This is a genomic window from Clostridium sp. AF17-21AC, assembly GCF_003461365.1.
GTDB classification, from domain to species: Bacteria; Bacillota; Clostridia; order Lachnospirales; family Lachnospiraceae; genus Coprococcus; species Coprococcus ammoniilyticus.
The window spans coordinates 85,884-112,214 of sequence record NZ_QTWY01000001.1; the positions used below are offsets into that span (position 1 = coordinate 85,884).

Annotated in this window: 27 protein-coding genes; 25 read left to right on the forward strand and 2 right to left on the reverse strand. The window is 40.6% G+C overall.

Going from position 1 to position 26,331, the window contains the following annotated elements:
• Positions 1-21: 21 nt before the first annotated feature.
• The 12 genes from DWW85_RS00415 to DWW85_RS00465 all read left to right on the forward strand — a co-directional run bounded on the left by DWW85_RS00415 (position 22) and on the right by DWW85_RS00465 (position 11,031).
• On the forward strand, positions 22-435 hold the full coding sequence (locus DWW85_RS00415; RefSeq protein WP_021943198.1) for an EamA family transporter: 414 nt from the start codon (positions 22-24) through the stop codon (positions 433-435).
• A gap of 208 nt (positions 436-643) precedes the next feature.
• The gene (locus tag DWW85_RS00420) at positions 644-1,624 is read left to right on the forward strand and encodes a hypothetical protein (protein ID WP_117807143.1); all 981 of its coding nucleotides are present in this window, start codon (positions 644-646) and stop codon (positions 1,622-1,624) included.
• A gap of 284 nt (positions 1,625-1,908) precedes the next feature.
• Entirely contained in the window at positions 1,909-2,388 is a 480-nt protein-coding gene (locus DWW85_RS12835) for a leucine-rich repeat domain-containing protein (protein WP_242995965.1), read from the forward strand.
• 44 nt (positions 2,389-2,432) lie between these two features.
• Complete coding sequence (locus DWW85_RS12840) at positions 2,433-3,149, forward strand: leucine-rich repeat domain-containing protein (protein WP_242995967.1); 717 nt, start codon at positions 2,433-2,435, stop codon at positions 3,147-3,149.
• A 146-nt stretch (positions 3,150-3,295) separates the two neighbouring features.
• Positions 3,296-4,102 (forward strand): tRNA threonylcarbamoyladenosine dehydratase, encoded by an 807-nt coding sequence (locus tag DWW85_RS00430; protein ID WP_117807144.1) that lies wholly within the window; start codon positions 3,296-3,298, stop codon positions 4,100-4,102.
• The gene (locus DWW85_RS00435; protein WP_181986466.1) at positions 4,065-4,244 is read left to right on the forward strand and encodes a hypothetical protein; all 180 of its coding nucleotides are present in this window, start codon (positions 4,065-4,067) and stop codon (positions 4,242-4,244) included. Before DWW85_RS00430 ends, DWW85_RS00435 begins: the two co-directional genes overlap by 38 nt.
• A gap of 37 nt (positions 4,245-4,281) precedes the next feature.
• Positions 4,282-5,463 carry an ABC transporter permease gene (locus DWW85_RS00440; RefSeq protein ID WP_147340886.1) on the forward strand — a complete coding sequence of 394 codons (1,182 nt, stop codon included), beginning with the start codon at positions 4,282-4,284 and terminating at the stop codon, positions 5,461-5,463.
• Between the two features lie 2 nt (positions 5,464-5,465).
• Positions 5,466-6,743, forward strand: coding sequence for an ABC transporter permease (locus DWW85_RS00445; RefSeq protein WP_117807146.1), 1,278 nt, complete (start codon positions 5,466-5,468; stop codon positions 6,741-6,743).
• A gap of 2 nt (positions 6,744-6,745) precedes the next feature.
• On the forward strand, positions 6,746-7,411 hold the full coding sequence (locus DWW85_RS00450; protein WP_173783785.1) for an ABC transporter ATP-binding protein: 666 nt from the start codon (positions 6,746-6,748) through the stop codon (positions 7,409-7,411).
• Complete coding sequence (locus tag DWW85_RS00455) at positions 7,408-8,811, forward strand: hypothetical protein (RefSeq protein ID WP_117807147.1); 1,404 nt, start codon at positions 7,408-7,410, stop codon at positions 8,809-8,811. The genes DWW85_RS00450 and DWW85_RS00455 overlap by 4 nt, the downstream gene beginning before the upstream one ends.
• An 83-nt stretch (positions 8,812-8,894) precedes the next feature.
• Positions 8,895-10,052 (forward strand): ATP-binding protein, encoded by a 1,158-nt coding sequence (locus DWW85_RS00460; RefSeq protein WP_117807435.1) that lies wholly within the window; start codon positions 8,895-8,897, stop codon positions 10,050-10,052.
• Between the two features lie 43 nt (positions 10,053-10,095).
• Positions 10,096-11,031, forward strand: a complete 936-nt coding sequence (locus tag DWW85_RS00465) for a DMT family transporter (protein WP_117807148.1) — start codon at positions 10,096-10,098, stop codon at positions 11,029-11,031.
• Positions 11,032-11,233: 202 nt separating this feature from the next.
• On the opposite strand, the gene DWW85_RS00470 is transcribed toward DWW85_RS00465, so the two are convergent.
• Positions 11,234-11,986 (reverse strand): putative ABC transporter permease, encoded by a 753-nt coding sequence (locus tag DWW85_RS00470; RefSeq protein WP_117807149.1) that lies wholly within the window; start codon positions 11,984-11,986, stop codon positions 11,234-11,236.
• Between the two features lie 230 nt (positions 11,987-12,216).
• On the opposite strand from DWW85_RS00470, the gene DWW85_RS00475 reads away from it, so the two are divergent.
• From DWW85_RS00475 to DWW85_RS00500, 6 genes are all read left to right on the forward strand, one after another.
• Complete coding sequence (locus tag DWW85_RS00475) at positions 12,217-13,422, forward strand: 2-hydroxyacyl-CoA dehydratase (protein ID WP_117807150.1); 1,206 nt, start codon at positions 12,217-12,219, stop codon at positions 13,420-13,422.
• 94 nt (positions 13,423-13,516) lie between these two features.
• Complete coding sequence (nadA, locus tag DWW85_RS00480; protein WP_021945000.1) at positions 13,517-14,431, forward strand: quinolinate synthase NadA; 915 nt, start codon at positions 13,517-13,519, stop codon at positions 14,429-14,431.
• Positions 14,432-14,871: 440 nt separating this feature from the next.
• Positions 14,872-15,747, forward strand: a complete 876-nt coding sequence (pdxS, locus tag DWW85_RS00485) for a pyridoxal 5'-phosphate synthase lyase subunit PdxS (RefSeq protein ID WP_021944999.1) — start codon at positions 14,872-14,874, stop codon at positions 15,745-15,747.
• Positions 15,748-15,822: 75 nt separating this feature from the next.
• Complete coding sequence (pdxT, locus tag DWW85_RS00490; RefSeq protein ID WP_117807151.1) at positions 15,823-16,386, forward strand: pyridoxal 5'-phosphate synthase glutaminase subunit PdxT; 564 nt, start codon at positions 15,823-15,825, stop codon at positions 16,384-16,386.
• 530 nt (positions 16,387-16,916) lie between these two features.
• Entirely contained in the window at positions 16,917-18,317 is a 1,401-nt protein-coding gene (locus DWW85_RS00495) for a PLP-dependent aminotransferase family protein (protein WP_117807152.1), read from the forward strand.
• 46 nt (positions 18,318-18,363) lie between these two features.
• Positions 18,364-18,699, forward strand: coding sequence for a cupin domain-containing protein (locus DWW85_RS00500; RefSeq protein WP_117785647.1), 336 nt, complete (start codon positions 18,364-18,366; stop codon positions 18,697-18,699).
• A gap of 279 nt (positions 18,700-18,978) precedes the next feature.
• Here the strand turns inward: DWW85_RS00500 and tsaA are convergent, their stop codons facing one another.
• Complete coding sequence (tsaA, locus tag DWW85_RS00505; protein ID WP_242995969.1) at positions 18,979-19,650, reverse strand: tRNA (N6-threonylcarbamoyladenosine(37)-N6)-methyltransferase TrmO; 672 nt, start codon at positions 19,648-19,650, stop codon at positions 18,979-18,981.
• A 303-nt stretch (positions 19,651-19,953) separates the two neighbouring features.
• Between tsaA and DWW85_RS00510 the strand changes: the two genes are divergently transcribed.
• The 7 genes from DWW85_RS00510 to DWW85_RS00540 all read left to right on the forward strand — a co-directional run bounded on the left by DWW85_RS00510 (position 19,954) and on the right by DWW85_RS00540 (position 26,266).
• Entirely contained in the window at positions 19,954-20,850 is an 897-nt protein-coding gene (locus DWW85_RS00510; RefSeq protein ID WP_117807154.1) for a substrate-binding domain-containing protein, read from the forward strand.
• Between the two features lie 15 nt (positions 20,851-20,865).
• Positions 20,866-21,717, forward strand: coding sequence for a phosphate ABC transporter permease subunit PstC (pstC, locus tag DWW85_RS00515; protein ID WP_117807155.1), 852 nt, complete (start codon positions 20,866-20,868; stop codon positions 21,715-21,717).
• Positions 21,718-22,581 (forward strand): phosphate ABC transporter permease PstA, encoded by an 864-nt coding sequence (pstA, locus tag DWW85_RS00520; protein WP_117807156.1) that lies wholly within the window; start codon positions 21,718-21,720, stop codon positions 22,579-22,581. It abuts the gene before it with no gap.
• A gap of 27 nt (positions 22,582-22,608) precedes the next feature.
• A complete protein-coding gene (pstB, locus tag DWW85_RS00525; RefSeq protein ID WP_008402764.1) occupies positions 22,609-23,364 on the forward strand; it encodes a phosphate ABC transporter ATP-binding protein PstB in 756 nt (251 codons plus the stop codon).
• 14 nt (positions 23,365-23,378) lie between these two features.
• Positions 23,379-24,029, forward strand: a complete 651-nt coding sequence (phoU, locus tag DWW85_RS00530; RefSeq protein WP_117807157.1) for a phosphate signaling complex protein PhoU — start codon at positions 23,379-23,381, stop codon at positions 24,027-24,029.
• Positions 24,030-24,065: 36 nt separating this feature from the next.
• Positions 24,066-24,356 carry a hypothetical protein gene (locus DWW85_RS00535; RefSeq protein WP_117807158.1) on the forward strand — a complete coding sequence of 97 codons (291 nt, stop codon included), beginning with the start codon at positions 24,066-24,068 and terminating at the stop codon, positions 24,354-24,356.
• A 143-nt stretch (positions 24,357-24,499) separates the two neighbouring features.
• Complete coding sequence (locus DWW85_RS00540; RefSeq protein ID WP_117807159.1) at positions 24,500-26,266, forward strand: Na/Pi cotransporter family protein; 1,767 nt, start codon at positions 24,500-24,502, stop codon at positions 26,264-26,266.
• The last annotated feature ends 65 nt before the right edge of the window (positions 26,267-26,331 follow it).

The window sequence follows — 26,331 nt, forward strand, 5'->3', positions numbered from 1 at the left end:
AAAGAAGAAAGAAGGATTTATATGTGGTTTGTATTTGCATTGTTGTCGTCTGTATTTGCGGCATTGACATCAATTCTTGCAAAGGTAGGTATTGACGGAGTAAATTCGAATCTTGCAACAGCGATCCGAACAGCAGTTGTGCTTGTGATGTCATGGGGCATGGTGTTCCTGACACATACACAGTCCGGAATCAGCGCGATCGGGAAGAAAAGCTGGTTGTTTCTGATCCTATCAGGACTTGCAACCGGAGCATCGTGGTTGTGTTATTATAAAGCACTTCAGATGGGAAATGCATCCAAGGTAGTACCAATTGATAAATTAAGTGTCGTTATTACATTGATTCTTGCATTTGTATTCCTGCACGAAGAATTTACGATGAAGTCGATCATTGGTTGTGTACTGATCGGACTGGGAACTTTGTTGATGGTGTTATAAATAGATTAAGATAAGAGCGCAGGCGGCACAGATAAGGTGTATATTTTAGTAGAAGTCCGGATATGGCAGAAATGCTGTATCCGGATTTTTTATGGTTAAACTTGTTTTCCTTTTTAATATCCATTACAATCAAACTTGGAGAGACGGAGGCAATATACAAAGCTAAAATATGCATGTTATTCTGTTCTGTCGGGAAAGGAGATGGGACATGGATAACGAAATTGTATATTCCTCCAAGGCTACTGATCAGAAAGCACAGTATGATGCCAGTGCCAAGCGCCTGCTTGGACAGAAGATCATACTGGCGCATATACTGATCAGGGTAGTAGAAGAATTTAAAGGTATGGATGCAGATACGGTTGCCTCATTGATCGAAGGTGAACCGTATATCAGCCAGATTCCGGTTGAACCCGGACTAACGAACAAAGATATGGTGGATGCCAGAACCGGTGAACGGATTGTCGGGTTGAATACTGAGAATTCTGAGATTGATGAAGGAAAGATATATTTTGATATTATCTTCTATGTATGGATGCGGGATGGATTGGCAAAGGTGATCATCAATCTGGAAGCACAGAAGAATGAACCGACAAAGTATCATATCTTAAATCGGGCAATCTTCTATACGGCAAGACTGGTGTCATCCCAGAAAGAGCGGGAATTTACCGGTTCTGATTACAACGAGATCAAACAGGTGTATTCCATCTGGATCTGTATGAATATGAAAGAGAACAGTCTGAGTCATATCCATATGGTAAAAGATGATTTACTTGGTGATCAGGACTGGAAGGGAAATCTGGATATCCCTAACATCGTGATGATCGGTCTGGCAAAGGAGATTCCACCAAAGAAAGAACAATATGAACTGCATCGATTACTTGGAACATTATTGTCGCAGACAATGACGGCAGAACAAAAATTGAAGCTTATGAAACAGGAGTATGACATACCGGTAGACAGAAATGGTATTAGAGATGAGGTGAAAGTCATGTGTAATCTGAGTGAAGGCGTAGAAGAGATGGGATATGTAAAGGGCGAAGCCGCGGGCATAGTCAAAGGTGAAATAATAGGCGAAGCACGAGGAAAATCGGAGATTATCCTGAAAATGCATAAGAAAGGCTATTCCTTAGAGCAGATCATGGATGTAACCGAAATGAGTGAAGATGAAATCAAGGCAATCATAGGATAAAGACATAAGCAGAACAGATAACATGTATATTTTAGTAGAAGTCCGGATATGGCAGAGATGTTGTATCTGGATTTTTTTGTCGAAATTTAAATAATTAAGAAATATTTTGTGAACTATTGACAGTTATTTTTTTTTTATAATGTTTATGCTTTTTTAGAGACATCAAACAAAAAGTGTCAGATACAGATAAAATTGTGTTTAATTGTACCTAGCACTGTTTCTAAAAATGGGAAAAAGCAATGTAACTTATAAAAACAAGGAGCATAAGAGAAAAGGAGAGATGAATGAAAATGATGCAAAAGAAGATAAGAAGCCTGATCTATGCGGGCTTGGGATTGATTTTATGTGTGTTGCTGTGTGGCGGGGGCGGTATGACAGCACAGGCGGAAGAGTCAAAGACATATGGTGATTTTACATATGAAGAAGCTAAGGATGGAATTACTATTACCAAGTATAAAGGTGATAAGAAAAAGGTTGTAATCCCGGATAAGATTAATGGGACAGAGGTAATAAGTATAGGAGATTCTGCATTTTGGAATTGTAGCAGTTTAACCAGCATAACAATACTGGAGGGAGTAACAAGTATAGGAGATTTTGCATTTGATCTTTGCTTAAATCTGACCAGTATAACGTTACCAAATAGCTTAACGTGTATAGGAAGCTATGGATTTGCAACTACTGATCTAACGAGTATCACCATACCTGAAAATGTAAGAAGTATAGGATGCGAGGCTTTTTTTTCATGTGATAAATTAAAAAAGTAGTATTGCCGGAGGGGATAACAAGAATCTCCAGTAAAACATTTGCTATGTGCAGCAATTTAACCAGCATAACGATACCGGATAGTGTAACAAGTATCGGTAAGGGAGTTTTTTTTAGCTGTCCGAAATTAAAATCGGTTGTTATACCAGATAGTGTTATTGAAATTGACGTATTTAAAAAGGGTGAGAATGAGAGTGGATATTGGTGGACAGTTTTTAACCAAAATACTACAGTTATTTGCAATAAAAATTCCGTAGCATATAAATATGCAAAGGAGAATAATATACCAGTTAAATTAATGCCAAAGCCTGCTAAGAAAGGTACAATTCTTACAGTTCCTTCTAAGAAGATTAAAGTAAAGGTAACTTCATCTTCAAAGAAGAATCCAACTGTTGCTGTTATGAAGATCACAAACAAGAAAGCGAAAAAACTTACCATACCATCTACTGTAAAGGTGGGTGGTGTTACCTATAAAGTAACAGCGGTTGCGAGCCAAGCATTCAAGGGTAACAAAAATCTGACAAATATCACGATCGGAAGGGGTATAACGAAGATTGGCAATGAAGCATTCGCCGGTTGCAAGAATCTGAAAAAGATCACAGTCACAGCAGGAAATCTTACAACCATCCGTAAGAGTGCATTCAAGGGCATAAATAAGAAAGCAACCATTACTGTGAAAGGCACAAAGAAAGCAAAGACAGCTTTAAAGAAACAGCTGAAAAAGAAATCCGTCGGATACGTAAAGACGTGGAAGATTAAATAATTAGAAAATAGTTAATGTAAGCAGGATCGGTATTATATGACGTGGTATAATACCGGTCCTTTTTGCCAGAAAATCATTGACAAAGAACCTTTTCAGGCCCTATAATTTTGCCTAGCGTTTTAGTAGGTTATTTAGGAGAGATAGACATGTTAACACAGTTTTCCCGGACAGAATTATTGCTTGGTAAAGAAGCAATGGACAAATTGGCAAATTCAAAAGTAGCGGTATTCGGCGTTGGAGGCGTTGGCGGTTATGTGTGCGAAGCTCTGGCACGGAGCGGTGTCGGTTCCTTTGATCTGATCGACGATGATAAGGTATGCCTGACAAACCTGAACCGCCAGATTATTGCCACCAGAAAGTCTGTGGGGAAATATAAAACAGATGTTATGAAAGAACGGATTCTGGACATAAATCCGGATGCTAAGGTCGAGATGCACAAATGCTTTTTCCTGCCGGAAAATGCAGATGAATTCCCATTTGACTCTTATGATTATGTTGTAGATGCGGTAGATACGGTTACGGCTAAGATTGAGCTGGTGCTCCAGTCACAGAAAAAAGGAGTGCCGATCATCAGCAGTATGGGTGCAGGAAACAAGCTGGATGGCAGTATGTTTCAGGTAGCAGATATTTATAAAACAAGGGTATGTCCGCTTGCAAAGGTTATGCGTCGGGAACTTAAGAAGCGTGGCGTGAAAAAGTTAAAGGTTGTATATTCGGAAGAACAGCCGGTAAGACCACTTGAGGATATGTCGATCAGCTGCAGAACAAATTGCATCTGCCCTCCGGGAGCACAGCATAAATGCACAGAGCGGAGAGATATTCCGGGCAGTGTGGCATTTGTTCCGTCGGTTGCAGGACTGATCATTGCAGGTGAAGTGGTAAAAGATTTGTGCAAAGAAGAAAGGCAGCGTGCATATGAGCATTACAATAGCGGAATTAAAGAATCGAAATAAAGACAGTTACCAGTTGATCGATATTCGGGATGCCATTGAGATCTCTCATGGGGCAGTGCCGGATGCGGTCATGGTTTCGGCAGAAGACATAGAGACAAGCAGCGAGGTGGATAAGGACAAGTTGCTTGTTTTTGTTTTATAGTGATATGAATGAAACACAGATTACAGGAGAAGATGATATGTATAAAATTACAAAAGATAAGCTGACATTTATACTTTTTTTAGTAGGTATGAGTCTGTCCTTGAGTACAATTTTGAATGGATATCAGATTATGAGTAATTGGATTCAAAAATATGAAAGTCAGGATGGTATTTCAAAGTATAACGCTTATATTAATATCTACTCTACCACAGGAGCAACGGAATATAAATTGAATGATATAGAAGAATATCGACAAATACAGGAGATGGCGGTTCGGAGTACAAAAGCAATTCTGGAGCGTATAAGCGATGTTAGTTGTGATGCTGTAATCAGAGGAGATGAGTTTTCGATTGGCAGTTGTGAGGAAGATGCGGATGAAGTGCAGATTGCAGTGGCATATCATGGAAACTGGAACAGATTGCTTGAAAGTGGCAGATATCCAACAATGGAGGAATGGAATTCGGATAACATTTATCTTGTAGTAGGACATGGATGGAAGGATTCAGTAACAGTTTCAAAAGATGGAACGGAATGCTTGTCATTAGATGGAATTGATTGTCAGGTGACTGGGTATCTGGAATCATTTGGAAATGATTCAGATAAAATGATTATTGCGTTTGGCTCGTTAGAAAACTGGACATCGGAATCAGATGTATTTTTGAACCGGATAGCCGATGGAATGACCTATACTTCATCTTCTTATCCGGGAATGACAATCCAGCTTATGGATAAGAGTGTTCCGGTTGCAGAGCAGGCTGATGAATTGATAGAGATATTTGGACAATCAGATAATTATTATGCACAGCTGCTGGATCATTATGAGAGTCAGACAGATGTGTATATCGTTTATAAATTAAAAGCAGCTATTCTGATATTACTGTACATAGTGGGTATTATAAATTGCATAATGATTGCAAGAGTATGGTATGCACGACAGAAAAGAGATTTTGCAATTATGAAAACAGTTGGAATAACAGATAGACGAATCATAGAGTGGCAGTTGGTACGAATCGGGATATTAATGGGAATTTCTATTATTGTTGCAGGATGTTTACAGATTTTCTATTGTCTTGCAATGAAAAAGAAGATGACGTTTGTCTGGAATACATATATTTTGTGGTATTTTATATTTATGATTGGTATTTTGTTGCTGGTATTACTTTTTCCAATCTGCAAGCTGTTAAGACAGCTGGTGCCTGCAAAGGAGGTTAGGGATTAAGTATGAGAAAACGAAATATAATACGTTTAGCAGCAGATAATGTTATGTCTCATGTTTTACAACTGGGTGGTAATATTGTGTTGGCAATGGTGTTATTGCTTTTGATTGCTGTGCTGATCAGTGTTTATAGTATGTCAACCAATATCAGACATTCTTTGCAAGAGTCAGGAATCAGGAATATAGATACCTTGTGTGAAATCCGTTTTTTGGATGAACTGGATAGTGAATTACAGTCTGACCCGGCAATGGATATAATAAAATCAGTGGATGGAGTGGAAGCTGTAACCTGTGCGTGGCAAACAGGATATATAAATACCGATCCGGCATTGGAGAAATTGAAAAATATTCAGACAGGCCATAGTTTTCAGGCAATCGATGATGAAGATGGAAAAGATGGCTTATATTATATTGAAATAGATGCAACCATTCAGAATATATGGAAGATGAAATTAGACGAAGGAATCCTAATCGAAGAATTAAAACCGATGGAAGATGGCATGTATTTATATCTGGGATCTGCATATAAGGACAAGATAGAAGTTGGAACAAAATATATTGGCGAAGTGGGAGGTCAGTCATATACATATGTAGTTGCCGGGATATTAGAAAAGGGACAAAGTTTTCCAGTTTCACAAATGGAAATGCTGGATTTTTCAGATGTTACAGGAACAATTCCGTTGGATTATGAAGTGTTAGCCTGCCCGGGAGAGATATTTTGTAATAATTCGGATTTCTATTTTTCTATAAAACAAGGACACTCTTATGTAAAGATAAAGAGAAGTCTTATGCAAAAGCTGGCAAAGGCTGGATATAAAGATATAAAAGTGATTGATATTGGTAAAGCAATAGAAAATGGAGAAGAAATGAGTCGGAAGATTAATTATAATATTATTCAGATGTTAATTCTGGTGGGACTCACATTTTGTATTGTACTTTTATGTATACAGATACTTGATTTTTTGCGGAGACGAAGAGAGTATGGAATTATGCTGACGGCGGGATTTTCAATGAAAAATATAACCTGGATGATCCTATGGGAGAATATTCTTAAGTTTCTTCTAGCCTATGGCTGTTCATTATTTCTTGTATGGTGGTTGTTTATTCATATAATAGAGCCTGATCAGTTAATGGTATTTTCTTACAGAAGTATATACTGGAAGCGAGTGGTTCCTATCCTTGGAGAGATAAGCATACTATTTGTTGCATTATCAACAATTTGCCCGGTATTTATGATTTATAAGTGTTCACCGATTGATTTGTTAGGAAAAGAAGGAGAATAGTGATGATAAAACTTCGAAATGTTACAAAAATATATGAGCATCGGGAGCTTCCGGCGCTTAAGGATGTATCACTGGATGTCCAGGATGGGGAATACATATCGATCATGGGACAATCCGGATCAGGGAAAAGTACATTATTAAATATTATTGGGACTATGGATTATCTGACAAGCGGTGAATACTATTATAATGATATTGCTGTTCATGAGATGAAAGGAGATAAGCTTCACGAATTTCGTCGTAAACATGTGGGATTTGTATTTCAGAATTATGCCTTAATGAAATCTTATACGGTATTTGAAAATGTAGAACTGCCATTACTGGCAGGCAGATATTCCGGTAGGGAAAGAAAAAAACTGGTGAATGAAATGTTAGAATTTACAGGAATCAGGGATTTAGCAGACAAAAAGGTAACCAGGATTTCAGGTGGGGAACAGCAGCGTTGTGCGATTGCAAGATTGATGGTGGCAGGGGGAGATTTGATCCTTGCAGATGAACCGACAGGCGCATTAGATCATGAAATGGGAATCGCGATTATGGAGTTGTTAGAAATGTTGAATAAACGAGGAAAGACATTGATTGTGATAACACATGATCAAGAGATAGGAAGTCGGGCGGATCGTGTGATACGTCTTGCAGATGGACAAATATTGGAGGAAGCAAAGTGAGAAATAATTTGGGGAAAGTCACGCTTATGATATCTATATTATTGTGCTTTGGGGGATTAACTGCTTGTGAAAGTGCAAAAGAGAAGAATATATCATATGTAGGGGATGCGGCAAATAGTTTGCATATTCCGGATAGTTATATGGAAGAATGGAAAGTAAATAAGAATACAGTTAAGCTTGCGATAGAGGGTGTTGAATATATACCAGATTCTGATTTTAGAATATATGAATATAAGCAGATTCCGAATGCTGCAAAACAAAAACAGGAGATTGTTGAAGCTGTGTTTGAGGAAGAGAAAGGAATTTTTGAGAACCGTTTGGAAAATGATTATAAGAATCTGTGCAGAGAGGATCTGGAAACCATACATATATATCAGGAGAAAATTCGAGAATATTATTTGGATCAGGGACAAACATCACAGGCAGTTTCCTGCGATCAAGAAATAGAAAATATTATTGCCTGTGAGGCAGGTGCATCAGATAAACGAGCATTGATACAGAATTATGAGGGACAGAAATATGTTGGATATATCGGAGATAATTTATTCCTTTTGACATTTAAAGAAGAAAATGATTGTATTACAGGAATTACACTGGAGAATTATCTGGGAACTGCGGGTTTATATACATATTACGGAATGAAGACGGATGATACGATCACATTGGAAAATCATCTGGGAGATGTAACAGAATGTATTGTTGACTTAGAGAATACAGTGGAAAACAGATGTGCAAAAGATATGGATTGTGCGCGTGATGAAGCCTTGTTGTTTTTGGAAGCATGTGGAATTACGGATGTAGAGATTTTAGAAGAAGGACCGCTTGGTTATAGTACGTTTGAAAGTGCAAGACCAATTGATTTTAATGGCTATTGTTTTCAGTTTACCAGAGCTGCAGGCAATAGAGGGGCATATATAGCTGAAACGGAGTTGTTTGCGCCATATCCGTTCTGCACATCTGAATTATTTACTGTTTGTGTTGACGATAATGGTGTGATGAATGCGGAACTTTATATTGCAGGGGTGCAGGCAGGAGAAAAAGCAGTAACATTAATGGATTTTGAAGATATAGAACCGAAATTCGCAGAACAATATGAGGCATTTTATGCAGCATATCCAGGAATTGATAAACCAGCGGCATTTAATTTTATGGAGCTTGATTATATGCTTGTGGAGGGGGAAAAATTAGGGACGTTTGAGTACAAACCTGTTTGGCTCGTGGCGTATTATGAGGATTTGGATATCTGTTATACATATGATTATTTTTATTTTCCTGATTCGCTGCTGGTAATTGACGCTGAAACAGGAGAATATATTGACTATCTAAAACAGAGCTGTTTTCGTTTATATTCTTCAAGAGTAGCTGTTTTCCATAATTGCATTGACAAAGTAACTTTTTAGGTCATATAATTGCTTGGTATTTTAGTGTAGGTTAAATATATATGAAAGATTATTGGTGCACTAGGAAGAAAGGCAGCGTGCATATGAGCATTACAATAGCGGAATTAAAGAATCGAGATAAAGACAGTTATCGGTTGATCGATATCCGGGATGCCATTGAGATTTCTCATGGGGCAGTGCCGGATGCGATTGCGGTTCCTGCGGAAGAAATAGAGACAAGCAGCGAGGTGGATAAGGACAAGCTGCTTGTTATTTTCTGTGCGAGAGGCGTAGTCAGCATCGACGTAGCGGAGCATTTGAAAGAAAAAGGATATCAGGCAGAGAGTCTGGAAGGCGGTTATGCTGCATGGCTGTTAGATGTTATGAGCAAACCGGAGGAGCAGAACAAGGCGAAGGATGTTGAGCTGAGCCTGCGTAAGAAATTCAAGAAAAGCATTTGGTCAAAGTTCACCAAGGCGATCAACACATATGAGCTGGTGAAGCCGGGAGATAAGATCGCGGTCTGCATTTCCGGTGGTAAGGATTCTATGCTGATGGCGAAATGTTTTCAGGAATTGAAGCTGCATAACAAATTTGAATTTGAAGTTAAGTTTCTGGTTATGGATCCCGGTTACAGTGAGGCGAACCGGAAGGTTATAGAAGAAAATGCAAAAAGTCTGAATATTCCGATCACGATATTTGAATCGGATATATTTGAATCTGTATTTACGGTTGAGAAGTCGCCATGTTATCTGTGTGCACGAATGAGACGAGGACATCTGTATCATTTTGCACAGGAGCTTGGCTGTAATAAGATTGCACTTGGTCATCACTATGATGATGTAATTGAAACCATATTGATGGGTATGCTGTATGGTGCACAGGTACAGACGATGATGCCGAAGCTTCACAGCACGAATTTTGAAGGGATGGAACTGATCCGACCGTTATATCTGGTGCGTGAGGATGATATCAAGGCATGGAGGGATTATAATGGTCTGCATTTTATCCAGTGTGCATGTAAATTCACGGACACCTGTACGACTTGTAATAACGAGAATCGTTCGAAACGTGTTGAGATCAAGGAACTGATTCAGACTTTGAAGCAGGTAAATCCTTATGTGGAAGGGAATATTTTCAAGAGTGTGGAAAATGTAAATCTGGACACGGTTGTTGCATGGAAGCAGCACGGAGAGAAGCATCATTTTCTGGATGCATATGACAGGAAAAATATCTGTACAGAAAATGATTCAAAGGAATAATGTAACGATTTGACAATAAACAAGATAGGAAGAGGGAATACAAATGAAAAGCAGACAAATCAGAAATTCACTCCTGTTAGTTCTTACGGCATTTATCTGGGGAACCGCCTTTGTGGCACAGAGTAAAGGTGGACAGGCACTGGGACCATTTTCTTTTAATTGTATACGAAGTCTGGTTGGAAGTGTAGTATTGCTTCCGGTGATCAGGTTACTTGATAAAATTAATCCAAGTAATAAGAAGCCGAAGACAGTCGCAGAACGGAGACTGTTATGGATCGGTGGTTTGTTCTGCGGAATGGCATTGTTCTTTGCAAGCTCGGCACAGCAGCTTGGTCTGTATTATGGTACTCCGGCAGGAAAGGCCGGTTTCCTGACAGCCTGCTATATTCTGCTGGTTCCGATTCTTGGTTTGTTTTTAAAGAAAAAATGTGGTTGGAATATCTGGCTTGGAATGGTGATCACGATTGTAGGACTTTATCTTTTATGTATGACAGCGGGGTCGCTATCATTTCAGAACAGTGATCTCTTTGTATTGCTCTGTGCATTTTTGTTTGCTATACATATTCTGGTGATCGATCATTTTTCACCATTGGTTGATGGTGTACGGATGTCCTGTATCCAGTTCCTGGTTGCCGGGGCATTCAGTGCGTTCCCGATGTTCTTTTCAGAGATGGGACATTCGGCAGCAGGAATAGCAGCATGGCTTCTACAGTTACAGTCATGGGATGCATGGGTTGCAATTCTGTATGCCGGTGTGATGTCGAGCGGTGTTGCTTATACCTTGCAGATTATTGCACAGAATGGACTGAATCCGACGCTGGCATCTATGATCATGAGTCTGGAATCTGTATTTTCAGTACTTGCCGGATGGGTGGTTCTAAAAGAAGTACTAACCGTCCGCCAGCTCCTTGGCTGCCTGTTGATCTTTATTGCAATTATCTTCGCACAGATTCCTGTGGGGGAGAAGAAAGAAGCATAAAACAATTTTAGTAGCATTAAAAATATGCGCGCCAGCTTATCACTATATTTTATGGAGCAGACCTATTTGAACGTCGGTCCTTAACGAGTCACCAATAGGTGACGAGTTTAGTACCGCTACGTGAAAATAGAACGAGAGTGTTCTGCGCAATAAAGATATAGTGATAAGCCAGCGCGCATATTTTTTAGATAAAATCAATATATTATTTCTTCTTCTTTTCTTTCAGAATCTTCTTAATAGAATATTTCTCTAATGAATCCTCAAATATCTCACGGAGTGGTCGAGCATTTTTCATAGCAAGGAAGAAATGTGATTTTTCCTTGCGGAGCTCAGCTTCCTCTAACAGATGCTGTTTGAGTTCATCGATTTTAACGACGATCTCGTATTCGGCAGCCAGCTGACGGATCTTGACGATCAGGTTGAAGGAGTAAACGATATCGATCAGGAATACGCCATAGAAGAATCCAATGAAGAAGGAAAATGCAAGGTTTCTGGATAACCAGTCAAGTGCTGAGAGCACATGTGGATGAATCAGCAGGTAGTAGATCGCTCCAAGGACTGCCCAGAAAAATGAAAACAAAGGACAGATGATACCCTGGATATTTCCCCAGCGGTCTGTGTAGTCCCAGAGTTTTACATTCATTCCCTTAATGAAGATCAATCCGGTGATGTATTCGATCACGGTCATAGCGATCGCCATAAATACAAATAAAACAATCTTCTCAATGATTGGATGTTCATCCAGAAATGACAGGTTAATAGATGCTAACATATACAAGACGCATAGTCCTGATCCATATAGCGGAAGGTAAGGACCGACCAGAAAGCCGGGATTTACCCATTTCTTTGTTGTTCGACCATTTGGAGAACAGAATCTGCGGAAGAACAATTCAATCACCCATCCGATCAGACTTCCGATAAAAAATAAAAACAATAATACAAGAGCTTTATTCATAATATTTCAACCTTTCTGATTTATATTTTTCCATAGAATTATGGCTCTTTTTTTCATTGATACAAATTGTGACATATCGCGGTCATAAAGTCAATAAATTAAATGCTTTCTCAAGTTGTTTGTATTGAAAAAGTATGGCAAAATGTGGTACTCTCAGATCAGGTATATGAGGCATTGCAGATAGTGAGAAAGCATATATCTGCATTTTAGAAAATGAGGGATAGGGAGATATGTATAAGATCAGAGAAAATGCGGATCGGGAGAAATGTATTCTGTTGATTCCAGCAATGTTAGATGCACATTTTCCATTGTTAAAATATGCGTTTTATTCAAAAAATTATCATCCGGTGATTTTAAAAAATGAAAAGGATATAACGGATATTGGATTAAAATATGTCAATAACGATATGTGTTATCCGATCATCTTAAATGCAGGACAGATGATAGCAGCTCTTCAATCAGGGAAATATGATCTGAACCGTACAAAATTATTAATGCCGACTGCCGGAGATGCATGTCGTGGTTCAAATTATCTGCATGTGTTAAAGGCGGCTGTTCGGAAAGCAGGATTTCCGCAGGCTCAGGTATTGTCGTTAAACATTCAGGGATTGGAGAAGGGGGAGCAGATGAAGCTGGAACCTGATATGGTCTGGCGTGCGTTATTTGGATTGTTTTATGGTGATATTCTGATGCTTTTACTAAATCAGGTCAGACCAAATGAAGTGCATAAAGGTGAGGCACAAAAGAAATGGAAGAAATGGGTCAGGATTCTTGCATGCGATCTTCGGGAAGGAAAACATCTGACAATTTCAAGAATGAAACAGAATTTTATAAGGATTGCGGCGGATTTTTCAAAAATTGAACTGGTGAAGACAAGAAAGCAACGAATAGGGATCGTCGGAGAGATTTATATAAAGTATTGTCATTTGGGAAACTGGGATATGATCCGTTTTCTCGAAAAGAATAATTGCGAATCCCATACAAATGGATTATCCTGGTACGCGATGTATTATATAGATTCGCATTTATCGGATGTAAGCAAAATAGAACAGGTGGCTTATCGTATTGGGTTAAAACTGTTCGGAAGTCTTCAGAGATCCATGATTGCAGCAATGCGGCAGTATGGATTTTATTCGATGGAAGAATTTCAAATAATGAAAAAAGAGGCTGATGGTTATGTAAACTGGACATATAGAACCGGTGATGGCTGGCTGATCGGTGCAGAGATGGTAGGACATATTCTGCATGACTGCAAAAAGGTATTGGCAGTTCAACCGTTTGGATGTATGCCAAATCATATCTGTGGGAGGGGATTGTATCCTTCCATTCAGCAAAAGCTTCCGGAAGGGCGTATTGTGAGTGCTGATGTAGATTCCGGTTCTTCAAAGTTGAATGTTTATAACCGTGCCAGAATGTTGGTGGATATGCATATTTAACAGAATAGATGGTAATCTTTCTCAATATGCGGTATACTTACTGTGCATTCTTTAACAAAAAATGAAAACATAACAGACAAAGGAGAAAATTGTCATGAATATAAAAGAGATGCAGGATGAAATAATGAGAATAAAGAAGGAAAAGGATATTTGTATCCTTGCACATGCCTACCAGAGCCACGATATCTGGGAAGTGGCTGACTATGTAGGAGATTCCTTCGGTCTTGCACAGAGAGCAGCAGAAGCACCTCAAAAGACTATGATCATGTGTGGCGTGCGTTTTATGGCAGAGACTGTAAAACTGTTATCACCGGAAAAGACCGTATATCTGCCGGAGCCGGATGCCGGATGCCCGATGGCAGACCAGATCGACTATGATCTGCTGGCAGCACTTCGAGAGAAGAATCCGGGTTATACAGTTGTAGCATATGTGAATACTACAACGGAAGTAAAGACGCTGAGTGATGTCTGTGTTACTTCTTCTTCCGCAGTAAAGATCGTGAAGAATATGCCGGAAAAGGATATTTTATTTATTCCTGACTGTAATCTCGGTTCATGGGTAAAGAAGCAGGTACCGGAAAAGAATATTAAGCTGGTATCGGGTGGCTGTCCGACACATGTCAGAGTAACCGTAAAAGATGTAGAGAAAGCAAAAACAGCTCATCCAAATGCATTACTTCTGGTACATCCGGAATGTTTAAAGGAAGTAACGGAGCTTGCAGACTATGCCGGAAGTACAACCGGAATTATGGATTATGCAGCAAAGAGTGATGCAAAAGAATTCATTATCGGTACGGAGAATAGTATCGTGTCACACCTTCAGCTTGCACACCCGGAGAAGCGTTTCTATGCATTGTCTAAGGATTGTGTATGCCACAACATGAAGATGACGACACTTGGTGATGTCTATAACTGCGTGGTAAATGGTGAGGGCGAGAGCATTACCCTTACAGAGGAGACGATGCAGAAAGCCAGAAAGAGCATCGATGCGATGCTGCGCCTTGGCTAGAAGCCGGACGATCACTGTATTTCATATAAACAAAAATAGCAGGAAAAATGCGAAACTTACTTTGCTTCGATTGGTTTTTATATGCACGGGATTTCGGACACGATAAAATCGTTGTGTCCTCCATCCCGGCACAAAACCATCGAAACGCAGGCATTTTCGCAATATTTTCCTGCTATTTTGTTTATTATACAATATGGTGATCTGCCCGAGAGGTCAGTTTACATAATCTGATATCTGGTATTTGCATATGTGACATATTGATACGGCCAGTTTGGATATAAGAAAAAGTTTGAAATTGAATATTTCAATATGGTCAGATAATTTTATAATAAATCCTAGCAGGTTTGTAGTGAATCTGTTCGTGATTTTGAGTAGTGATATTCAAGGATGAATATGTTACAGATAAATACACACATCAAATGAAAAAAGGAGTTACGATTATGGCAAACAGACAGTATGAATTAAACAAAGAATTGGCACAGATGTTAAAGGGTGGCGTTATCATGGATGTAACAACACCGGAGCAGGCAAAGATCGCAGAGGCAGCAGGTGCTTGTGCAGTTATGGCACTGGAGCGTATTCCGGCAGATATCAGAGCAGCAGGCGGTGTATCAAGAATGAGTGATCCTAAGATGATCAAAGGTATTCAGGATGCAGTATCTATCCCTGTTATGGCAAAGTGCCGTATCGGACATTTTGTAGAAGCTCAGCTTCTTGAAGCAATCGAGATCGATTACATTGATGAGAGTGAAGTTCTTTCACCTGCTGATGATGTATATCACATCGACAAGACAAAGTTCAAAGTACCATTTGTATGTGGTGCTAAGGATCTCGGCGAGGCACTTCGTAGAATCAATGAAGGTGCATCCATGATCCGTACAAAGGGTGAACCCGGTACAGGTGATGTTGTTCAGGCTGTAAGACATATGAGAATGATGAACAGCGAGATCGCACGTATTTCTTCTATGCGTGAAGATGAATTATATGATGCAGCAAAGGTTCTTCAGGTTCCATATGACCTTGTATTATATGTACATGAGCACAAGCGCCTTCCGGTTGTAAACTTCGCAGCAGGCGGTGTTGCTACACCGGCAGACGCAGCTCTTATGATGCAGCTTGGTGCTGAAGGCGTATTCGTTGGATCCGGTATCTTCAAGTCAGGAAATCCGGAGAAGCGTGCAAATGCCATCGTTAAGGCTGTTACAAACTTCACAGATGCAAAACTGATCGCTGAATTATCAGAGGATCTTGGTGAAGCTATGGTTGGTATCAATGAGAGCGAGATCGAACTCCTTATGGCTGAGCGTGGTAAGTAAAATATCAGACAGACAAATAGATGCGGATATCGTAATGATGGATGATCGACATAAGCGAAAGGATGAACAGACACGATGAAGATAGCAGTATTAGCGGTTCAGGGCGCATTTATCGAACACGAGAAAATGTTAGAGAGCCTTGGAGCAGAAACAATAGAATTCAGACAGAAAAGTGATCTGGAACAGGATTTTGCCGGTATCGTTTTGCCGGGTGGCGAAAGCACTGTTCAGGGTAAGCTGTTAAAAGAGCTTGATATGTATGATGCATTAAAAGAAAAGATCGAACAGGGCATGCCGGTTCTTGCAACCTGTGCGGGACTGATCCTTCTTGCAGAAGAACTGTCCAATGATGATAAACGTCATTTTGCGACCCTTCCGGTCTGCGTAAAGAGAAATGCATATGGCAGACAGCTTGGAAGCTTTCATTATGATGGCGAGATCAAAGGTCTTGGAGTATATCCGATGGAATTCATCCGTGCACCATATATCGAGAGTGTAAAGCCGGGTGTTGAGGTATTAGCCGAGGTAGATGGTCACATTGTAGCGGTAAAATATCAGAACCAGATCGCACTGGCATTCCATCCGGAGCTTTCCGATGATACCCGTATCCATCAGATGTTCTTAGACATGATCAAATAAGGACAATAAAAGTAAACAATAAGATAACGGTATTTATTATTGAGCAGGTTGACTGTACGATAATAAATACCGTTTTTTATTGTCCATATATAAGAACTATGTGATATCCCGCCCTGCGCCTGTCCTTATAGAAATGCCATTGCGAGGATTTCGTTATGAACTGCACATGTTAAATTCGAGTAAGCTACACTAACCTCAAACTACGCTCACGCTTGTTTTCGCTAAGTGTACTTACATGGCACGCACTAACCTCAGACTTCGCGCTAACGCTCGTCTTCACTAAGTGCTCCGCTCAGCCGAAGGCGAGTTAGCACAGGAGTATTTACGAATTTAACATGTGCAGTGAGTAGAAAATGCAGCACGGCATTTCTATAAGGACAGGCGCAGGGCGGGATGCCATAGAGTTTTTGTCTATCTATAGAATGTAAAAAACTTGCATAATGCTTTCTTCCCACATATAATATTTTATAACTATGGTATCGCAAGGTGGCTTGGGATGCCGGCAGGAATAATGTGAAGGGCGGTTTGCTATGCTGACATATGCACTGGAAAATCGAGGAACAGATACGTTATATGAATATCTGTACAAGCAGATCAAAACAGATATTTTGTCTAAGAAGCTTGTAGCAGGGGAACGTCTGCCATCGAAGCGTCTGCTTGCAAAAAACCTGAATGTCAGCACGATCACCGTGGAAAATGCATACAGTCAGTTGGTTGCCGAAGGATATATATATTCGATTCCGAAAAGCGGTTATTATGTTACGGACATTTCGGCAGATCTGATGAAGCCGTTGCCGGAGCGACCGGCGAAGCAATTTGAAAAGCCGGAAGAAAAGAAAACATATTTTGCGGATTTTGCCAGTAACTCAACGGTAGAGGATGCGTTTCCATTCAGCATCTGGTCAAAGCTTTTAAAAGAAGTCATGGCAGAAAACAGCAAAGAGCTGATGTCCAGATCACCGTCCAAGGGCGTCTATGAGCTGCGAAGCGCGGTAGCAGGCTATCTGTATCAATTTCGTGGTATGGATGTGAAGCCGGAGCAGGTCATCATAGGAGCCGGAACAGAATATCTCTATGGTCTTATCATTCAGCTGCTTGGCTATGACAAATGTTATGCGGTCGAAGATCCGGGGTATCAGAAGATATCAAGGATCTATCAGGCACAGAATGTATGCTGCAAATTCGTAGCAATGGATGAAAATGGGATCAATATGGAGGCTCTGGAAGAATCCGGCGCAGATGTACTTCATATTTCGCCGGCGCATCATTTTCCGACCGGACTGGTAACACCTGTCAGCAGGAGATATGAATTGTTATCTTGGGCATCCAGAAAGGACAACCGCTATATCATCGAAGATGAATATGACAGTGAATTTCGACTGGTTGGCAAGCCGGTACCTACACTTGAAAGTATCGATGTGGGCGAAAAGGTCATCTATATCAACACATTTTCCAAGAGCCTTTCCTCTACGATCCGTATCAGTTATATGGTTCTTCCGGAGAGTTTGATGCGGCGATATGATGAGATGCTCAGCTTTTATGCATGTACGGTGTCAAATATCGAGCAATATACACTTGCAAGATTTATCACCGATGGTTGTCTGGAAAAACATATCAACCGCATGCGTAATTATTACAGAGAACAGCGGGATCTGGTGCTTGCCTGCATAAAAAAATATATGAATCCGGACAAGATTCGTATTCGCGAAGAGAATTCAGGGCTGCATTTTCTGTTGGAGATTGATACGAATTACAGTGACGATCGGCTGCGGAATAATGCCGAAGCAAGAGACATTCACATTTCATTTCTCAGCCAGTATTATAGAAATACCGAAAATGCCAGATATCATACACTGGTCATTAATTATTCCGGTATCATGCCGGAGCATATAGAAGAAGCAGTCAGAAGATTGATTGAAAGTATCGAATAAAGAGTGTGCGGATGTTAATATAAGGAACCATATAAGGAGGAATCATATGAAGATATCGTTTGATACAATCGCAGAATCAGCGATCGAGAATTTTAAAGGGGGAGAAGGAACATTCCATGTGCATATGTTTCAGGATATGAATAACAAGATCATGAAGGGCAGACTTGTGCCTGGTTCATCGATCGGAACACATACACATGAGACAAACAGTGAAATCATTTATGTACTTTCCGGTGTCGGAACGATGGAGTATGAGGACACCAAAGAGAAGCTGTATCCGGGCGACTGCCATTATTGTCCGCAGGGAGCAACCCACAGCCTGTCAAATGAAGGCACTGAAGACCTCATATTCTTCGCCGTAGTACCTGAACACGAGCACTGAGCGTCAAACATACTCCTAAGGTTTATATGATTGCTAATGTTAGTATATAAACAGATAAGAGACAGGGGCAGAGGATATATATTTTATGAAGCAGACCTGTTCGAACGTCGGTCCTTGGTGAACTGCATAAGCAGTGAGCCTAGTACCGCTACGTGATAACTGAGACCTTAGCGAGGCTCTGCCGAGGTTAGTTCGAAGTTATACAGAGTAGAATAGAACGAAAGTGTTCTGCGGAATAAAGATATATATCCTCTGCCCCTGTCTCTTATCGTTCGGGTATCATACAGCCACCACCTCACATACTGTGAGGACGTTGCCGTTGATGTGGAAGCGCACGTCGAAGCCTGCGAAGGCGACGCCATATCTGCGGTCGGGATCGTGCTGATAGCCGGGGCGCGGATCTTCTGCAAGAATGCCGATCAGGGCAGGACGTTTGGCTTCCGGGATTATTGCCAGAAGCTCCGGCGGAAAGATGACATTCAGCTTTTCCGTATGAATGTGTTCGGTAAAACCACCGGTGGCATCCGGGTGGCAGTCTGTGTATGGAATATAAGGTTTGATATCATATACAGGAGTACCGTTTAACAGATCGACACCAGAGATATGCAGGATTGGACCATAGTCATCGGTATATTCAATTCCTGTCAATTTTACAGAAGACAGACCTATATTATTTGGGCGGAACGGCGATCTGGTCGCGAATACGCCCATTCTTTTATTGCCGCCAAGTTTTGGCGGCTTTACTGTTGCACTCCAGTTCTCCCGTTTGACTTTATGGAATTCCCACAGGATCCAGATGTGGGAGAAATCCTCCAGCCCCCGGAAGGCTTCCGGCTGTCTGTATTCCGGCAGAAAAACGACCGTTCCGGTCAGTTCATCCACCAGACCACTCTGTCTGGGAATCCCAAATTTTTCCTGAAAATCTGTATATACATGTCCGATGATATTCATGATGCTTTTATTTTTCCTTTCAAAAACGGAATTGTATCTGCTGTTCATAGTAACATGAAAATTTTTTATTTTCCATAGAAACTCATAAAGTGCTTTTCTTCATAATTTTACATTTCTCCCATTTACACAAAGTTTTTACTTTCACTTTACTTTGAGATGGTGATGTATTTTACATAGATGCCGTATGATAATTCTGCGATCCGGAAAAGGGCGCGCGATTCGGTTTCGCAATTTACATAATTTTGAATGGATCAGAAAGATGAACGATTCTGAGTCCAAAGAGTCAATTGGAGGAAAATTAAAATGAAAAAAGGAAATAAGATTTTAGCGGTAACATTAAGTGCAGCACTTGCGGCAGGATGCCTTGCAGGATGTGGAAGTAAAGGTGGTTCAGATTCCAAGAGTGGAAGTTTTGATACAGTACAGGAGATCTCAGTTGTATCCAGAGAGGAAGGCTCAGGTACAAGAGGCGCATTTGTGGAACTGACCGGTGTAGAAGAAAAGGATGCAGATGGAAATAAAGTTGATAAGACAACTACGAGTGCGATTACAGCAAACAGTACAGAAGTCGTTCTCACAACAGTTGCAGGAGATGATTATTCGATCGGTTATATCTCACTCGGAGCATTAAATGATACCGTAAAGGCAGTTAAGATCGGCGGCGTTGAAGCAACGGCAGATAATATCAACAACGGTACATACACCTTATCAAGACCATTTAACATCGTGACAAAGGGTCAGGTAAGTGATGTAGCACAGGATTTTATCAACTACATTATGAGTGAAGACGGACAGAAGATCGTATCAAGCAATGGTTACATTGAGATTGCAAACTCCGGAGCTTTCAAGTCATCAGGAGCAACCGGTAAGATCGTAATTGCCGGATCATCATCTGTAACTCCTGTTATGGAGAAATTAACAGAGGCATATAAGGCAGTCAACAGTGGTGCGGATATCGAGCTTCAGGAATCTGATTCAACAACAGGTATTACAGCAGCGGCAGATGGTACATGTGATATCGGTATGGCATCCAGAGAACTGAAGGATAGCGAGACAAGTGAAGGCCTTACAGCTACTGTAATCGCAATGGATGGTATCGCAGTTATTGTAAATAAGAATAACCCTGCAACTGATTTAACGACCGATCAGGTAAAATCAATCTTTACAGGAGAAGCAGCAACCTGGGCAGATGTCAAATAGTAAGGAGTGTCCTCTATGCAAAAGTTTAAAGAAATATTCATGCATATCGTATTCCTGTTAGCGGCATTTGTATCGATAGCAGCGGTTTTATTGATCTGTGTGTTCTTATTTGCAAGTGGCATTCCTGCCATGAAGGAAATCGGTCTGACTGATTTCCTCTTTGGTAAAGTCTGGAGACCGACCAATGATTATTTTGGTATCCTTCCATTTATTCTTGGCAGTATCTACGTTACAGCTGGGGCGATCGTGATCGGCGTTCCGATCGGACTTCTGACAGCGATATTTTTATCAAAGTTCTGTCCGCCAAAAGCATATAAGATCATTAAACCATTTATCAATCTGATGGCAGGAATCCCATCGGTTGTATACGGATTTTTTGGAATGTGTGTACTTGTTCCGGCAGTCAGACAGATTTTCGGAGTGAACGGAAATACAATGCTTACCGCATCTGTACTGCTTGGCATCATGATACTTCCGACGATCATCAGTGTATCTGAAACTTCGATCAGTGCTGTCCCGGATAAATATTATCAGGGTGCATTAGCACTTGGAGCGACACATGAAAGAAGTGTATTCCTTACTGTAGTGCCGGCTGCAAGATCCGGTATCATGGCAGCAATCATCTTGGGCGTTGGTCGTGCAATTGGTGAGACAATGGCTGTTATCATGGTGGCGGGAAATCAGGTTCATATGCCGAAAGGGTTGATGAAGGGCGTAAGAACCATGACTGCAAATATTGTAATGGAAATGGGCTATGCCCAGGATCTTCACAGAGAAGCCTTAATCGCAACAGGTGTTGTATTGTTTGTATTCATTCTGATCATTAACCTGCTGTTTTCGATTTTAAAAAGAAAGACGGTGAACTAAATGGGAAAAAGAAATTTACTTGCGGAATATAAAAGACGTCCCGGCTCACTGATCCTTCGGATACTTGTTTATCTGGCAGCAGCTTTGACGTTGGTTTGTATTGCTTTTATTTTGGTCTATATTCTTGCAAAAGGAATTCCGAATCTGACACCGGATCTGTTCAAGTTGGAATATACATCGGATAATTGCTCGATGCTTCCGGCATTGGTTAATACGTTGTTTATGACATTACTGTCATTGCTGATTGCGGGACCGATCGGTATCTTCGCAGCTATTTATCTGGTGGAGTATGCAAAATCAGGAAATAAGCTGGTTGGAATTGTACGTATCACTGCAGAGACGCTGACAGGCATTCCATCTATTGTATATGGTTTGTTTGGAATGATCTTATTTATGACAAAGCTTGGATGGGGATTGTCCCTGTTGTCCGGCGCATTTACACTGGCGATTATGGTGCTTCCGGTTATCATGAGAACAACAGAAGAAGCCTTGCTGGCTGTTCCAAAGTCGTACAGAGAAGGAAGCTTTGGACTTGGTGCAGGAAAACTTCGTACAGTATTTAAGGTTGTTTTACCGAGTGCTGTTCCGGGTATTTTATCCGGTGTTATCCTTGCAACCGGACGAATTGTCGGAGAGACAGCAGCGTTGATCTATACGGCAGGCAGTGTGCCGAGAATAGCGAAGAATGTATTTTCTTCCACACGAACCTTGTCCGTACATATGTATCTTCTTTCCAAAGAGGGACTTCATACGGATCAGGCATATGCAACAGCCGTTGTTCTTCTTGTATTCGTAGTATTGATTAATTTCGCATCCGATGCAATTGCAAAGAAAATGTCGGCAAAAACAGAAAAAGACAGATAACAGATAGATATAAACGGAGATAAATCGATGAGCAATATAAAATTTGATGTAAAAAATCTGAATCTTCACTATGGTAAATTCCATGCGTTGAAAGATGTAAATATGGAAATACCGGAAAAACAGATTACAGCATTTATCGGACCTTCCGGATGCGGTAAATCAACATTCTTAAAATGTTTAAACCGTATGAATGATCTGGTGGAAGGCTGTAACATCACGGGTGATGTGAAGTTAGATGGTGAAGATATATTTGACGGAATGGATGTAAATCTGTTAAGAAAACGGGTTGGAATGGTGTTCCAGAATCCGAATCCTTTCCCAATGAGTGTATATGACAATATAGCATATGGTCCAAGGACACATGGTATTCATAATAAAGAAAAACTGGATGAGATCGTAGAGCGGTCTCTCAAACAGGCGGCAATATGGGATGAATTGAAAGACAGACTGAAGAAATCGGCGCTGGGTCTTTCCGGTGGACAGCAGCAGAGACTTTGCATTGCCAGAGCACTTGCGGTTGAACCGGAGGTCTTACTGATGGATGAACCAACATCAGCGCTTGACCCGATTTCTACGTCAAAGATCGAAGATCTTGCTATGGAGCTGAAGCATGATTATACGATTATCATGGTTACACATAATATGCAGCAGGCAACCCGTATTGCAGACAAGACAGCATTCTTCTTACTGGGTCAGGTGATCGAATTTGATGATACCGAGAAGATGTTCTCGAAACCACAGGATAAGAGAACTGAGGATTATATCACAGGAAGATTTGGTTAAAAGGAGTAAAGATAATGAGGACAAATTATGACAGACAGTTGAAAAAACTCAATGATGAAATGGTTGAGATGGGATCCATGATCGAGGGTGTGATCGAAAAGGCGATCAAAGCACTTGTAAATCAGGATGTTGATCTGGCACAGGAGGTTATCCGCAGGGATGATCAGATCGATCAGCAGGAAAAGGATATTGAGAGTCTGTGTTTTAAACTTCTTTTAATGGAGCAGCCGGTTGCAACAGATCTTCGTCAGGTTTCATCTGCGCTCAAAATGGTAACGGATATGGAACGTATCGGTGATCATGCAGCAGATATTTCTGAACTGACGATCCAGATGGCAGGCAAACCTTATGTAAAAGAATTGGAACATATTAAGGCAATGGCAAAAGAAAGCATGGTCATGTTGGTTGACAGTATAGAAGCATATGTGAATCTTGATCTTACAAAAGCAAGAAAAGTTATTGCCCAGGATGATGTGGTAGATGATCTGTTTATAAAAGTGAAGAGTGAATTGATCAATCTGATCCACAGGAATGCAGATGCAGGGGAACAGGAAACCGATCTTTTGATGGTTGCAAAATATCTGGAGCGGATTGGCGATCATGCAACGAATATTTCAGAATGGGTCATATATTATATAACAGGAGAACATATTTCCGGAAATTAAGAGTCTTATAGGATACAGGATCAGGAGGTGATTGTCATGAGACGTATATGGAATATGACAGCAGATGCCGGTAAAGGAAAAAGTAAACAGCACCTGATAAAAATGTTTTTGTTATTGAACAGTATCGTCTGGGGCGTGATCGCTGTGGTTGTAGCTGTCACGTTGAAAGGAATCGGGCTTATGTCATCATGGAGTATGGCAGAGAGCATTTTGGTATCGGCAGGATATGGTATTTGTCTGGTAGGATTGATTGGCGGTATCGTATGTATTTTACAAAACGACGGTCCTGACAGAACGTATCTTGAACAGCGACAGGAAGAATATTAAACGCATTCAGCGTGAAATGTAAAACAAATTTTAAAATTTTACACAGACTTTACGTAGGAATCCTTTCCTTTTTACATACCTGTTATACGATGATGTGCGAAGGTACAAATGTCTAATTTATGTAAAAAGGAAGGAATTTTTTTATGAGTATTTTTGATGTACTTGCACTGTTTGGCGGACTTGCATTGTTTTTATTTGGTATGAACGTAATGGGAGACGGTCTGACCCGTGCGGCGGGCGGTAAGATGGAACGTATCCTTGAAAAGCTGACTTCAACGCCGATCAAAGGGGTGCTGCTTGGAGCGGCTGTAACAGCGGTTATTCAGTCATCATCGGCTACAACCGTTATGGTTGTTGGCTTTGTAAATTCCGGGATTATGAAACTGCGTCAGGCGGTCGGCATTATCATGGGTGCCAATATCGGTACGACAGTTACTTCCTGGATCTTAAGTTTGTCAGGAATTCAGGGAGACAGTATCTGGATCCAGATGTTAAAGCCATCCTCATTTTCTCCGATCCTAGCGGTTATCGGTATTGCATTTCTGATGTTTTCCAAGAATGAGAAAAAACATGATATTGGCATGATCTTTTTGGGATTTACGATCCTTATGTACGGAATGGATGCAATGAGCGGTGCGGTTGCTCCTCTTGCAGATGTTCCTGAATTTGCAAATGTGCTTTTAATGTTCTCAAATCCTATACTCGGAATGATCGTAGGAACATTATTTACAGCAATCATCCAGAGCTCATCGGCATCGGTTGGTATCTTACAGGCACTTTGCATGACAGGAGCAGTTACATATGGAACGGCACTTCCTATTATAATGGGACAGAATATCGGTACTTGTGTAACGGCATTATTATCCAGTATCGGAGCAAAGAAAAATGCGAAACGTGCAGCTTTTGTACATCTTTACTTTAATCTGATCGGAACCATTCTCTTTATGATCGTATTCTATTCGATCAATGCATTTGTAAAATTCGGTGTATTACAGGATATGGCAACCCCGGCTGGCATAGCAGTGATCCACAGTATATTTAATATTCTGACAACAATTGTATTGCTTCCGTTTGGAAAGGGTCTTGAGAAGTTGGCAACTCTTACGATCCGTGAGAAGGAAGAACCTGTTGAGGAGATTGCGGAGCTTGTACCGTTAAAGCATCTGGATGCAAGATTTCTGGAGCAGCCGGCATTTGCCGTTACACAGAGCATGGATGTTATGAATCAGATGGCAGGGTATTCAGCTGAAGCGTTATATGATTCATTAGAGTTGCTGAAGGATTATTCGGATGAGAAATGGCAACGTGTTGAGGCTTTGGAAGATATCGTAGACAAATACGAAGATGAACTCGGAACATATCTGGCGAAAGTCAGCGGAAAAGAACTGGCGGAGGAAGACAGCAAACGTGTATCCAATGGGCTTCATTGTATCGGAGATCTGGAGCGTATCTCCGACCATGCATTAGCAATCGCAGAAATTTATGCCAAGATGCACAAGGAAGAAATGGTGTTCTCAGATAAGGCAATGGCAGAATTAAATCTGTATTCAAATGCAGTTTATGAGATCATGAGCATGACCTGTAAAGCGCTGAATGAAGATGATATGAAGATAGCAAAGCGGATTGAACCATTGGAGGAAGTAATTAATGGACTGAATGCTACGATCAAAAAGCAGCATATCAAACGTCTGCAGAAGGGAAAATGTACGATCGAGCTTGGTATTGCCCTTGAAAATCTTCTGAATAATTATGAACGTGTGGCAGACCATTGTTCAAATGTGGCTGCATCATTGCTTCAGGTTAAGACAGACAGCTTTGATACGCATGAGTATCTAAACCGGGTCAAACAGGAATCAAATGTAGAGTTTCAGGCGATGTACAGCATGTATAAGGAAAAGTATAGTTTATAGTAAAGTATACAATATCATAAAGTGCAAATTACTTTGACCATATATTAGAAATATATTATTATAAA